Origin of the sequence: Ochrobactrum sp. MYb379, assembly GCF_037479515.1 — a bacterium.
Classification (GTDB): Bacteria; Pseudomonadota; Alphaproteobacteria; order Rhizobiales; family Rhizobiaceae; genus Brucella.
Genome location: NZ_JBBGYW010000024.1, coordinates 13705 through 27333 on the forward strand (window position 1 = coordinate 13705; position 13629 = coordinate 27333).

Genomic DNA, 13629 nt, shown 5'->3' on the forward strand with positions numbered 1-13629 from the left:
TATGAAATCCGCCAGACTAAGCGAAACCGTGGCCGAACGCATTGCGAGCGCTTTAAAACGCCACGGTGTAGAGAGAATATTTGCACAAAGCCTGCCATCTGCGGTTATTCTTGCCGCAGAAGCGATCGGAATTGAACAAGTTGCATATCGCCAGGAAAATATGGGCGGAGCAATGGCGGATGGATATGCGCGCATCTCCGGAAAAGTCGGAGTGGTCGCTGCTCAAAACGGCCCCGCAGCGACACTTCTCGTTCCTCCGTTTGCAGAAGCCCTGAAAGCCAGCATTCCGCTTGTAGCTTTGGTTCAGGATGTAGAGCGAGATCAAACAGATCGGAATGCTTTCCAGGACTTCGACCAGATTTCTTTATTTCAACCCTGCACCAAATGGGTGCGACGACTAAATATTGCAGACCGGGTTGATGACTATCTGGATGCAGCCTTCACTGCAGCAACATCGGGACGACCTGGGCCGGTCGCTTTACTTTTGCCAGCGGATCTTTTGCGAGCACAAGTGCCAAATACGCCAAATGCCCGATCCTTCAATCTGGGCAACTGGCCATTAGATCGCACTCAACCCGAACGCGAGGCGATTGAAACGGCAGCACATCTTATTGCAACCGCTGCAAATCCAGTTGTGGTTGCTGGAGGTGGCGTGCATTGTGGAGCTGGATCTAAGGCACTAGCAAGGCTCCAGGAAACAGCCTCTCTGCCTGTGTTCACAACAAACATGGGAAAGGGCACCGTGGATGAACATCATCCTCTCTCCGCTGGCGTTCTTGGCTCTCTTACGGGCCCTCGTTCACTGGGGCGCTACAGCCAACATCTGATGGATGATGCGGATCTTGTTCTTTTAGTCGGAACACGCACTAATCAAAATGGCACGAACAGCTGGAAACAACTTCCCCAAAATGCCAAGGTAATACATATCGATATCGATCCTGTTGAGATCGGCCGTAATTACGAATCTCTGCGCCTCGCCGGTGACGCTCGCGCTACGCTTGACGCGTTGAATATTGCTCTGAACGCGCGCAGCCTCTCGTTGCGATACGAGAAACGAGAGGCCGTTGAAAGGCGCATTGCTGATTTCTGGCGACAATTTGAAAATTCGCGTGAGGTTTATGCAAAATCGGATCACTCTCCTATTCGGCCGGAACGGGTGATGTCTGAACTCCAACAATTTCTCGAAAAGACAGAAGCAATTATTGTCGCCGATGCTAGCTATTCTTCCATGTGGATACTCGGGCAATTACGCTCTCAACATGTTGGCCAACGATTTGTCACCCCGCGCGGATTGGCAGGTCTTGGATGGGGCTTCCCCCTCGCATTAGGCGTAAAGGCTGCAGCACCTAACAAACCTGTTATAGTGGTCGTAGGGGATGGTGGTTTTGCCCATAGCTGGGCGGAACTTGAAACAATGATCCGTATGAAACTACCGGTGACTATTATAGTCCTCAATAATGGGATTCTTGGTTTTCAACGGGACGCAGAGACTGTTAAATTTGGTTCTTACACATCAGCCTGTCACTTCGAACCTGTCGACCATTCAGCTGTTGCCATCGCCTGTGGCTGCGCTGCTCTGCGTATTAGCGATCCAGCGGAGCTCCACGATGCTCTTAAAAGGGGCATCGAAGGCGGTGAGCCATTACTCATCGAAGTCATAACTGACCCTCAGGCTCATCCTCCTCTATCGCTTTTTGCGGACATGGACGACGCAGCATAATGCTTTCGCTCAACTCCAAGACTGCCGTCGTGAGCGGCGGCAGTTCCGGCATCGGATTTGCGAGTGTTCTTCATCTTCTCGCGCTGGGTCATCGTGTAGCCTTCTTTGGCCAGAGCCCTGAACATGTCGAGGCAGCGTGTGAACAAATTTCTCAACTATATTCAGCCAAACGCTTCCTCGGCCTTACGGTTGACATGCTTGAAGAGGGGGCGATCCAACACTTCTTTCAAGAGGTGGTGCCACTTCTGGGGAACCCGGAGATACTCGTTTGTTCGGCAGGAATTTCGCCAAAAGGACCGCGAGGTTTAGCGTTGCCTTTGACAGACCTGACTATACGGGAATGGGACAGGGTTATCGCCGTGAACCTGACCGGAGCTATGCTTTGCTGTCAATGTGCACTCCCCCATATGCAGCAAACTGGTTTCGGGCGCATAATTTTTATCGGATCAGTGGCAGGACGCACAATACCCCATATTGCTAGCGGCGCTTATGCTGCTTCGAAAGCGGGCCTTGCAGGTTTAGCCAGATCCCTTGTCGGCCAATATTCTCATTTTGGCGTAACAATAAATGTTATTGCCCCCGGCCGGATAGCAACACAGATGGCCGGAGATATAGACAGTCCTCATAATAAAACCGCTCTCGCACGTATTCCAGTTGGGCGCATTGGAACAGTTGACGACGTCGCCAATGTTGTAGGCTTTCTTGCCTCTGAACAGTCCGGTTTTATAAATGGAGCGATCCTTGACGTGAATGGGGGAGAATTTGCGCCTGTTTAGGAGGAAACCGCATGAATTTGCGAGCTGCGATTTATACCAATGATGCTCAACTCTATCTTCTGCTCCGTCACATACTGGGGCAGGAAGGCGTAATCGCACGCCTCATCACACAACGTGACGATCTGATCAAGCTGTGTCGACAAAAGGCCGTTGAGTTCGTCATCATCGACAGTTCGTTGCAATCATCCAATCCAGTCTCACTATGCAAATCCTGCAAAGACGCTGCAGGTAGCGTCGCTATCGCGCTTCTGTCGAACGGAGATGAAGAAGAAGCTACGCATTCTTTGACATCCCAAATCGTAGATTTAAGCATCGCCTCGCCCTTTGATCCAATTCTGATAGTGCAATTGATAGATAACATCCGCCGTGGCAACCCGCTTAAAGCCGAGTTACCAGATCAACAGCAATTGATGACATATGCTGATGTAGAACTGGATGTTGGGAGAATGAAAGTCCGGAGGAAGGGCCAGGACATTTCATTAACTGCTCTGCAATTCAGACTTCTTCAGTTTTTGATGACGCGTCCTACCGTCATCCACACAAGAGATGAGTTAATTTGTGCAGGCTGGCCGAGCGAATGCGAGGTGGAACCAAGAACGGTCGATATTCATATTGGACATTTACGTCGCTCACTCTCCTCTCACGGTCCAGATATAATCCGGACTGTGAGAGGGCATGGTTATGCAGTCGATATTAATCGCTAACTGAAACTGCTAGTGCAGGTGGACATCTCTTTGCATTTCATTGAATAAATCAGACCAGAACTGGTATTCTGACTGGCGACACTCACACCATGCTGACATCGCACAATAGGCGACAGCTGTTATGGCATCGTGTCCATAGATATCAATTGCGTACTGTCGCAATGTTAGCTTGGTATTATCACTATACGCTTCACCCAATTCCAGTGCGATATTGCGCAAAGTCGAGACAACATGTTGATACAAGCGGAACCTCCTCCGCCCGACACTCTACCTAAAATGTTTCGCCGGACGTTAGGTCCTCAATTGAGTCACGCAACTCTTGTTGAGAGTCAAAACCGCGCGTCGTCCCTGGCAGGTTTCTGAATGTTGAACCTACACATAAGGTAGTCCAGACTAAGAAAATGGGCAATAGAAAGGCTTTAAATAGTTTGTATTTCGCGACCGATGCAAACCAATGCCCGCCGTCGAATTAAGACAGCACACAGATTCCGAAAGATGCGAAGATGCTTGTCGCGATAGTGATCGAACTCTCTGACCGCTACGCACTGAGGCGTCAACTGCGGGCATGCTATAATCACGTAACTCAACCCATGAAATTCACAAGGACGGAGTGATCGCATGAGACATATGAATATCAGAGAAGCAAAGGCAGGATTTTCTGCGTTAGTGGATGCCGTTGAACGTGGTGACACCGTCACAATTACAAATCATGGCAAGCCTGCAGCGGTTATTATACCACTTGATTTGGCGGCACCGATTGTTCCACAAAAGCCAAATTTTGCGGAATTTCTAATGTCCGTTCCAACTGATTTCGAGTTTAATCGTAATCAATCACCTGGACGTGAATTCGAGCTCTAAAAAGTGCAGAATAACAAAAATCAGGGTTATCTTCTGGACATATCCGTGATTTCGGCATTCGCTCGAGGTCCTTCTGCAGTCTGGCTCAACTTGAGCAGATGATCTCGACAAATAATATCGACTTCGTCGATCAACTTTTGCGTACGCGCTGACAACCACTCCAAAGCTTCCTGGCTAATCTCAAAATGCTTTGAATACCGCGCTTTGACATAAGCTTCGTTTACCACATTGAACCATGCGGAATAGCGCTGCTGATCTCGCGGCCAAACATCCGCCAAACTTGGCGCCTGGCTTTCCGCAATGCTCCGTAAGAACTTAATGTTATGCGAGGCAGGCGTGTAATTGGTCAACGTGAGAAGCAAACCGGAATACGCTTGCTCAATGGCTTGGTGGAAAAGAAAAGCAGCTTCTTTCAGGCTGTTTTCCTCAATGCCCATTCTTGCAGCTTTGACGAAGAACCGAGCATGCGGCAAACGATCCTCAAAATAGTCTTTTGCAATTCGATATGCGTCACGATCTGATATTGGCCGCGGTTCGGCCAATGGCTCATCATCGAGTTGATAAAGCACAATTCCCTGGCGCCTGATATCGACAAAAAAGTACTGTCCTTGCTTAAGCGCATTGTTGATCTCTCGTCTCGAGTGAACGATGAACTTAACAGGGGTCTTCAAATCCTGTGCGTGGATGAGCCGGTCATCCGCCTTATTCCAATATGTTGAAAATTCCGTTAGTCGCCTGTCATTGACAATAATCAGAAGATCAAAATCAGATTGGTATCCCTTGGATGTATGGGGCTCATCAACCCAGTCGCCGCGAGCGTATGATCCGAAGAGAATGATCTTCAAAATACGCCCACGCTTTTTAAACTCTGCTGACCCAGGCTTCAACGCATCTTCAAGCTCCTCCAACAAGATCTGAACTGTTCGATGAAGTTCCTCTTGTTTCGCGAGTGGCAAATGTTCAATGCTGGATTTCATAAGGGACGCATAATTTTTAAATGACATCAGCAATGCATAACTCCAATTCCAGATACTATCCAGATATTCGCTCCGAGGCAGCAATAAACACTTAAATTTGTTGCAACAATTTTAATACTGATTTTCAATGAGTTGGCAAAGCAACCTTGCTTAATCAATCACATTTGGTTCATATTACATAATTTTTATATTGATTGAAAGTTTTTGTTACGACAAAAATGCTGGTGGAAGCCAAAATTTCTCGGAGAGTCGCAATGAACCTTACGGTGTTGTTCTGGTCGCGTAATCCAGATCATTTTCTCTGGTTTGATCACATACTTGGAAAGGAAGGCTTTAAAAGCAAACTTGTCGATGCGCAAAGCCTGCTACCCGCAATTAGAGAAAACGAAACATTCAGCATTCTATTCGACGCTGAAGAACAAACAACCGAGGTTTGCAATCTTTGCGAAGCTATTAAGAATGATAAGAAAAACGCTTTTCTGCCTTTGATCGCCATGATCCCAGCAGGCAATGATGATTTGTATCTGGATTTATTGAAAGCAGGAATTGACGAATGTTTTGTGCGTCCGCTTTCGCCTGCACGTATCCTTAGTTACCTTAACACACTCGTCGATAGCCCAATGCAAGTGGGCGCGGTACCAGATTTAAAATCAGAGACAGCCCTGCGGAAGTTCCACGAAATAACCCTTGACGCAACAAAGCGGGAGGTTGAATTCAATGGCAAAATATCCCAACTGGGTTTGATCGAATTTAAACTATTTTCACGCCTTATAGACGCTCCAGGTCGTGTTTTTTCGAGAAGTGAACTGATCAGGGCTGGCTGGCCGCCAAATCAATACGTTCAGTCACGCACAGTGGACGTTCATATGGGGCATTTGCGCCGCCTGCTTACGAAACTTCTTAATAAACCCGTCATCCGCACAGTTCGATCTGCTGGCTATGCATTAGAATGGGATTAATAACTGCACGTCTTGAAAAAGCGACCGGATAAAAATGTACATTGCATTTTGTTCTTAAAAGTTTTCACCAATCTTCGTTGAATAATAACGCGATCCATCTTCAACTCAGCCCATTAATTTTTAGGAGGAGCTGAAAATGGTTGAAGCAATATCCAACGGTAACCAGTCCCTTTCGGATCGAAAATACCGCAATACGTCGTCTCTGATTTCTTGGGCCGCTTCGAGTTTTGACACCGCCCATATCGAAGGCATCATGGCTCTTTACGTTCAGCCCAACAAAGGAAGAACAGTCAAATTGCCCGAAAGCGGTACAAATATTGTAGATTTCGTCCGGTGTTCCTACTTAGGACTGGATAACCATCCCTTGATTGTGGAAGGTGCTCTTCAAGGGATCAAAGACGCAAATACGCTTCACTGGTCGTGCGCCCGAACGCGTTTGAATTTCTATGCGCTTGGCGCATTAGAAGAGACGCTATCGTCATTATTTGATGCTCAGATTATCACATTCACAACTGTTCTTGCCGCCAATATGAGTGCGCTACCATTATTGGCTTCGGGGCATCTGACTGAAGGTGTAAAACCTGTTGTCGTTTTTGATCAACTTGCCCATGCAACGTTGGCTTATCACAAGGCGACTGTCGCCGCCGAAACACGCGTAGAAACAATTGCTCATAACGACATTGCGCAAATAGAGCAGATTTGCATGCAAAATCCATGCGTCGCATATGTTTGCGATGGCGTTTACTCGATGGGCGGGCATGCACCCATTCAAGAATTATTGCGGTTACAGGAACAATACGGCCTCTTTCTTTATATTGATGACGCGCATGGCATTTCTCTGTTCGGCGAAAATGGTGAAGGCTTCGCAAAGTCTCAAATCCCTGACCTGGGTTCGCGCACGATCATAGCGGCCTCCCTTGGCAAAGGATTTGGCGCATCAGGCGGCATCTTAATGCTTGGAACTGCGCTCCAGGAAATTCTATTCCGTCGGTTTGCAATTGCCCACGCTTTTTCCGCATCGCTGAACACGGCCGCGATCGGTGCGGCAATGGCGTCTGCACAACTCCATCAAACGCAGGAATTGGTCTTACGCCAAGACACTCTCCAAAAACGGATTGAACTGTTCGATCAATTAATGGAAACTCCGGACGCAGACAGAACTAAGCTCCCCATTCGTACAATTATATTAGGTGGCGAAACAGCATCCATTGCGGCGGCCCGACACCTGCTTTTGAAGGGCTTTTACACGTCAGCCATTTTCTTTCCAACGGTTGCACGTGGAAAGGCAGGCTTACGCGTATGCATGACGGCATCTCATACAGAGCAACAAATTCAGGAACTTTGTGATGCGATTACCGCGATAAAAGATAGTTTCCTTTAGGTAATCTCACTTCCGTACGAACGACAGCAACTCGTACGCTCGAAGTCCAATATCCCATCTGAGACTAGATCATCATCTTCAAATCGTTTCGCCGCTCATCAGACACCATTTTTCTTATTTTACTCAGTTTCAACGTTTGAGCGACGGGAAATGGAGCATTTTTTGGAGTACTCGGATCATGAGAAGCTATAAGTACGAAACTCAGTCATTTCTTAGAATCGTCAATCCTTGTGAGGCCAGTAAAGACTTCTGCACATCATACCGAGCACATATATTGTCCATAAATCATGGAGTGCACAAAAAGCGACTGGAATTTGGAGACGGCTCCGCCACTTTACGTACCACTAAAAACGGCTTGCACCTTCACGTGAAGGCCATAGACCTCGTCACATTGCTTGGGAACAAATGCCTTCTGCAAATCGGCTTGGAAAGTAGCTCCAATTTGCAAGGTTAACTCACAAAGCTTATTCCTTAGACCGCTCTCTTTTCTTTCGATAAAGCCGCTCATCCGTTAATGACATTATTTCAGCAAATGTCTGATGAGGCTTCACCGATAAGAACCCTATTGAGATCGACAAAGATTGCGAAATTCCAGCTCTGATGCTGGCGAAAACCTCAGCGGCTTCACCGTTAATTTGATGAATTATCGCCTTGATATCCTGGTTGCTTTCTTTTGGAACGAAAGCGCAGAATTCATCTCCTCCGATACGAGCTATTAACGCTTCAGGGGGCAATTGGCTCTGCATTGCCTTTGAAACAGCTAAAATAGCATCATCGCCAGCCGGATGACCGAATGAGTCATTGATCTTTTTTAAAAAGTCGACATCCGCAATAAGAAACCAACCCCTGACATTGAGTTGCATGGCACCGTCAAACTGCTCAATGAATGCTCTGCGATTTAACAAGCCAGTCAATGGATCAGAACTGGCAGTTCTGGCTAATTCGTTAGAGTGGCGAACCAAATGCCGATAGGCGTTTTGAAGACTTTCTAACCGCGTAAACCAAACTAATGCGAGCGGGATTGCAATGACGAAAGGCAAAATCAATCTAACAATGATCGTGATCGTATCAGAGTGAACATCAAATAAATACCGAATTCCGGTAGAAACAGAAATCGAAATCGCCGCCGAAATGCAAGAAACGGCCGCAGTCTTTCGCAATACAAATGGCGAAGGTAATCGCAAAACGGCCCCCAAACCAATCAGAAATAGAAACACCTTGTTTGCGCCCATTACGCGCAATCAGTCGATATTGCAATCGCCTGAGTTATTCTTATCACGATTAAGATATCCAGATCCCCGCACGATCTACCCTACTTTAGCATCACGCCCGTCAAGTGTTATCTTTCGAAGAAGTAGCAAACGTAGCACTCCTCTTTGTTATCAATTAACAACTATCACGCCGCTGCAGTGCTTTTACTGCTTGGGATCCGCGCTCATCTGCACGGTCGTCGAGTGATTATAATTTTGGCTCTGCCCAATAGCACGACGCTGACGTTCCTGGGCTATTTGTTGGGTGCTTCCAATACGAACAGTCTGGCTCAATATCCTTAGGCTTTTCTGCATCGCATTGAATGCATCGCGCTGCGACTGCGGAACTGCATTCATGATCGACTTATCACCTCTGATGATCGCGTCTCGCCCAAACCGAAGATCCAGTGCACGACTGACGGTTTGAAATTCTTCACGAACAGACGCGCTAAGGTGGCCCGTAGCGCTACGCAGATTAGCGTCCTTTTTATTCATTTCGGCCGTTATCTCACGAAGAGCATCCGCTGCAGATGGTGACAAACCAGGGATAACAACTCCCATACGCTGTCTTTCCTCGGTAATCGTTTTGATCTCGTTGTTGAGCGCCGTCACCCAGGCAGCGCTTAGCGACCGCACACGACTTTCGACTTCTGGAACCACTAACATGGCCTCTTTGCGCTCTCGCCCTGATGCAAGGAGCTTATCTAAAATGCGATCAGAGCCACGCACTGCTCCATAGGCTGAAGGGTCATTGGCAACCGCTGACGCGACACGCTCGCCGTCTCTTCCTTTGAAAATCAGGCTTTCGATCTTATCAATGGCACTCGACGGATCACGCCAAATCATTGATGCGGTTTCTGCAAGGCCTCCACGATTATAGAGGTAATGAGCATTAAGAAGCGCCCGCCTGTGACCTTCATCCTCAATCAGCGTTTTGAACTCGGTCACTGCTGCAAGTATCGGCAACACCCCTTGTGCTTCGTAAGTAGGTTGTACGCTGGCTGCTGCAATCACCTGGGAATGATCCTTCTTTTCAGCAAGATGTTGCTCATCAGCAAAGCGGCGCACAGCTTTAAAAAGACGTGTGAGTTTCTCACGTCGTTCAGCGTTAAGATCACCTGGCATCCGCTGGAGAATAATTCGCTCAGCTGCATCGTTTGCTTTGTCCGTAAATGTGGACCAGCCAAAGCGTGCCGTCAGAGCCTCATCAACGGCTTTTATTTCCTGAACGAGCAAGCGATCTTCCACAGCATAAGAAAACGCCGCCTTGTACGCATCCGGCCCACCAGCTTCCCGCACCTTCTCTATCTCTGATAAACGTGCCATCGCTTGTTTTGAGAGGGCCGGAATTGATAGATGCATGAATTCACGGCGTTGTTTTTCGCGGAAATTATAGTTCTCACTTTGGCGACGGAACTCTGTTGCATGGGCTCGTACAAGAGGCAGAAGTTCGGTTAATGCATCAGTCGCTTTTGTTTGCCTGAACCTTGTTGTCTGACGATCCGGTTGCCGTAAGCGTCCCAAACGCTGCGGTTTGGACACAAGATCTTCAACAAGACGTCGTGGCTCTATCTGTTTGGTTGAAGCCAACACGTTCAGTCTGGCTAAAGCGCTCGCAGGATCTTTATAGATTTTCTCAAGCACCGGGCGGAGGATATCTTGCCGCTCCTTCCAACGATCTGAATGAAGCTGCGCACGTCGCGCATCACCTTCAATGCTCCGCGCAAACTCAGTAACCGGGACGATGAGGTATTGGCGGTTGCTAGAAAGTTCCGGGCTGTGGTTCTCGATACGGCGCTCGTCATATGCAACGCTTTTCTCGCGATCGATAGCAAAGCCGAGAGCAATACTGGCTCGCTCCCATAGTCGTGCGATCTGTCCACGTTTTTCATGGAGCCATGCCATTTTCTGCGAAACATATTCCTCAATGCCAGCGACCGCTTGAGAGAATGCGTCGATGCCATGCCTGCGCGCAAAGTCTCGAGCATGCGCCTGATATGAAGCTTGATTTTCAAAATCAAGTGTCGTGGTCTTTGAACCAGAACGTCCAAGACGCTCCACCATCTCTTTGAACACATCGGGACGATGGCTTTCACACTGCAACCGCTCAAGGCGCCTCCCAGAGGATTCAAGTTGTTCAGCCGTCCAGATATTACGCTCAACCTCGCGTTCCACGAAAATCTTGCGACCTGTTTCTTTATCTAAGACAGGAATTTTAACCGTCACTACCTCAACGCCATCCTTTGTCAACCGAACCGTATCACCTTTGACAACACCTTCGTCGTTCAAAGCTTGCGGCAGGCTGACACCCCAGACGCGATGAACCGTTCCATCATCTCTTTTCAGATCAGCGTATGGGCTCTCATCAGCAGCTTCATCCTGTGGCCGAAACTTTGCCCGACCTGTTTCGATCAGCTCACCCGTAACACCTGTCGCGTGATCGACACGTGATCGCCTGCCCCATTCAGGTTTTGCTTCGAAGTCTTCGCGTGCTGCATAAAGAGTTGCAGAATCTCGATGACGCGTCATGGACACATAGGTCAGATGCTGATCCATCATGCCAGTGGCCAGTATGAAGGTTCGATCGACGGTAACGCCTTGTGATTTATGGATCGTCGCAGCATAACCATAGTCGATATTGCGGTAACTGTGCTCGCTAATGACGACGTCATGTCCATTAGCTAGGTGGACAATAAGAAGAGGCTCACTGTTCTTATTACCAGTTGAAACGACCGAGCCCAACATGCCGTTTTTGACATATTGTGGGCCAAGCTCAGTTACTCGCCTTTCAAAGAAACGGGCATTCTCAAGAAAGATTACACGATCACCGACTGCAAACTCACGCATTCCACGATCAGTTAAAAATTCACGAGCATCTGTTAGGGCTCCGTCTGAATTCATGATCCCGCGCAAAGAAGAATTCAGGCGCTTCACGTCGTCATTGGTATGGGCCAGTACGAGCATTTCATCGCCACGCAATTTTCCATCATTTCCTGCTGAGATTGAGTGATCAATCAGTGCCCTTCGCGCATCCCTCCAGTCGGCAACAAGGCGCTCCATGACATCAGTCCGCTTATCGGCGTCGAGAATCTGGCCGTGTTGCGCGTAAGCATCAAGCGCATCTTCGACTTGCCCACGCGCGAACATACGTGAAGCCTCACGCGCCCAGATATCTCGTTGTCGACGCACGCCCGCAAGCTCCGCAGAACCGATACGCTCCACTATTGCCCGAAATGCAGCACCCGCCTGTATTGGTTGTAGCTGCATCGCATCACCGACAAGAACGGCTTTTGCGCCAGCTCTCTCGACTGCCTTTAACACACAAGCCATTTGCTGTGATGAAACCATACCCGCTTCATCGATAACAAAAACATCACCCCGCTTGAGATCATCGCGTCCATTTTCCCAGGCTAACTCCCAAGATGCGAGTGTTCGCGACTTGATACCCGAGCTATCTTCCAGACCTTCTGCAGCCTTGCCCGAAAGGGCGGCCCCAAAGACACGGCGACTTTCGCATTCCCACGCGATACGAGCAGCAGCTAGAAGCGTTGACTTACCTGTGCCTGCAAGTCCCACTACTGCGGAAATCGCCTGATCACCAGTGACGTGATACACAGCATCAATCTGCTCCTGGTCGAGCTTAAAAGGCTTTTTCGGAACAGCCATCTCGACACTTTGAATTGCAGTTTCAATGGATGCTTTTGAAAGCCTGAACCCCTGACGCTTTGACAAAATTGCCGCCAACTGAGCCATGTCAAATTCGACACGCAGGATGTCGGGGGTGGTGAAGATTGCAACTTCAAGCGCCTTTCCAGTTTGTCGATCTATCTTTTGGGGCTTTAATAATACCAGATTATCAGACGTCATCACCGCAGCACGGATATTGGCAAAATCAGCTGGATCGTCCACATAGCGATGAAGCGCCCTCGCGATATCCTTCTCATCAAAGGTGGAGCGCCCATTACCAAGTTGTTTTAAAAGAAGCGCGGGTTCAACCAACAAGCGATCGGCCATTTCCTGCCTACGTGCAAGAACGGCAGGTGCAAAATACATCTCTATACCCTTACGCGCTAACGCCGCCTTTTCCGGGCCAAGATGGTTTTGCGCAATACCGTCCAACCCCTGTTCAGCGTAAGAGCGGCCATCCAGTCGAATATCATGGCCTGCACGTGCCAGATGCCGATTGGCTGTTTCTGCCCAGGCAATCTTCCACGCTTTCATCGTTTCCTTATCGCCGGCCCAAAGCTTATAAACGATTTTCCCTTTCGGCCGACCCGGCGTGACTATACGCAATGGCTCGCCGTCACTTCCTAAAACCGGTATCTTCTTGGGACCAAAGCCTTCGTTTTTTAACGGCCGCAAAGCTGTCATCAGATGAATGTGTGGATTACCTTCTTTCTCATGATAAACCCAATCACCAATCATGCCTTTTGAAGTCAGATTATCCCTGACGAACTCCCGAACAAGTTCGATATTCTGCTTCCGTGTTAACTCTTCTGGCAATGCAATGATAAATTCACGCGCAAGCTGCGCATCCGAACGCTTTTCAAAGGCATCAACAGCATTCCACAATCCTTCGCTTGCTTGAGCGACAGTCTTGCCTTCGACAATTTGCGTCAACCAGGCTGGAATATGATCGGGCAAGGCCAGTTCTTCATGCTTTAACTCAGCCGCTCCACCGCGGTAGCTAAACGATGTTCCGGCTTGCTCATCCATCATCCGCGCACGATGACGATAAGCTGCAGCTGAGACGACACTACGTCCCGCTCCTCTGCTGATCACCTGCGCTCTGACAAACATGATCGCCACGACTGCCTCCCTAATGACAAGCACGTCGCGTGAGCGACGTATATTGCGCCCTCAAATCGATCGGGGTGAAAGCCCGATGCCGCTTTTCTGGAAACCGGCTCTGGCCGGAATTCGGCATCGATCTTTAGGGTATTGCCTATGGTAGTTTATTTAACTATTATTTTCTAGTCAGTTAAATATACGGAAGCCGAGTAT

At 48.5% G+C, this 13629-nt stretch carries 9 protein-coding genes; 6 read left to right on the top strand and 3 right to left on the bottom strand.

All coding sequences use genetic code 11. The annotated features are described in order from the left end of the window. Window position 1 precedes the first annotated feature (1 nt). The 4 genes from WH356_RS23175 to WH356_RS23190 all read left to right on the top strand — a co-directional run bounded on the left by WH356_RS23175 (window position 2) and on the right by WH356_RS23190 (window position 4058). Window positions 2–1720, top strand: coding sequence for an acetolactate synthase catalytic subunit (locus WH356_RS23175; protein ID WP_339515127.1), 1719 nt, complete (start codon window positions 2–4; stop codon window positions 1718–1720). Continuing rightward, window positions 1720–2496 (top strand): SDR family oxidoreductase, encoded by a 777-nt coding sequence (locus tag WH356_RS23180; RefSeq protein ID WP_339515129.1) that lies wholly within the window; start codon window positions 1720–1722, stop codon window positions 2494–2496. Before WH356_RS23175 ends, WH356_RS23180 begins: the two co-directional genes overlap by 1 nt. 11 nt (window positions 2497–2507) lie before the next feature. Next, entirely contained in the window at window positions 2508–3200 is a 693-nt protein-coding gene (locus tag WH356_RS23185; protein WP_339515131.1) for a winged helix-turn-helix transcriptional regulator, read from the top strand. A gap of 618 nt (window positions 3201–3818) precedes the next feature. After that, window positions 3819–4058, top strand: coding sequence for a type II toxin-antitoxin system Phd/YefM family antitoxin (locus tag WH356_RS23190; protein ID WP_339515133.1), 240 nt, complete (start codon window positions 3819–3821; stop codon window positions 4056–4058). A gap of 26 nt (window positions 4059–4084) precedes the next feature. Here the strand turns inward: WH356_RS23190 and WH356_RS23195 are convergent, their stop codons facing one another. Next, window positions 4085–5062, bottom strand: coding sequence for a nucleotidyltransferase and HEPN domain-containing protein (locus WH356_RS23195; protein WP_445253728.1), 978 nt, complete (start codon window positions 5060–5062; stop codon window positions 4085–4087). A 227-nt stretch (window positions 5063–5289) separates the two neighbouring features. Here WH356_RS23195 and WH356_RS23200 point away from each other — a divergent pair, with 227 nt between their 5' ends. Next, entirely contained in the window at window positions 5290–5994 is a 705-nt protein-coding gene (locus tag WH356_RS23200; protein ID WP_339515135.1) for a response regulator transcription factor, read from the top strand. Window positions 5995–6130: 136 nt separating this feature from the next. Continuing rightward, window positions 6131–7375, top strand: coding sequence for an aminotransferase class I/II-fold pyridoxal phosphate-dependent enzyme (locus WH356_RS23205; protein ID WP_339515137.1), 1245 nt, complete (start codon window positions 6131–6133; stop codon window positions 7373–7375). A 464-nt stretch (window positions 7376–7839) separates the two neighbouring features. On the opposite strand, the gene WH356_RS23210 is transcribed toward WH356_RS23205, so the two are convergent. Together WH356_RS23210 and traA are read right to left on the bottom strand one after the other, a co-directional pair. Further along, entirely contained in the window at window positions 7840–8559 is a 720-nt protein-coding gene (locus WH356_RS23210) for a GGDEF domain-containing protein (protein ID WP_339515199.1), read from the bottom strand. 231 nt (window positions 8560–8790) lie between these two features. Beyond that, window positions 8791–13434, bottom strand: coding sequence for a Ti-type conjugative transfer relaxase TraA (gene traA, locus WH356_RS23215; protein ID WP_339515139.1), 4644 nt, complete (start codon window positions 13432–13434; stop codon window positions 8791–8793). Window positions 13435–13629: the final 195 nt, after the last annotated feature.

Excerpts from the sequence above, each read along its gene's own strand:
- WH356_RS23175 (WP_339515127.1), top strand. The coding sequence starts at position 2 with ATGAAATCCGCCAGACTAAGCGAAACCGTGGCCGAACGCATTGCGAGC.
- WH356_RS23180 (WP_339515129.1), top strand. The coding sequence starts at position 1,720 with ATGCTTTCGCTCAACTCCAAGACTGCCGTCGTGAGCGGCGGCAGTTCC.
- WH356_RS23185 (WP_339515131.1), top strand. The coding sequence starts at position 2,508 with ATGAATTTGCGAGCTGCGATTTATACCAATGATGCTCAACTCTATCTT.
- WH356_RS23190 (WP_339515133.1), top strand. The coding sequence starts at position 3,819 with ATGAGACATATGAATATCAGAGAAGCAAAGGCAGGATTTTCTGCGTTA.
- WH356_RS23195 (WP_445253728.1), bottom strand. The coding sequence starts at position 5,062 with ATGTCATTTAAAAATTATGCGTCCCTTATGAAATCCAGCATTGAACAT.
- WH356_RS23200 (WP_339515135.1), top strand. The coding sequence starts at position 5,290 with ATGAACCTTACGGTGTTGTTCTGGTCGCGTAATCCAGATCATTTTCTC.
- WH356_RS23205 (WP_339515137.1), top strand. The coding sequence starts at position 6,131 with ATGGTTGAAGCAATATCCAACGGTAACCAGTCCCTTTCGGATCGAAAA.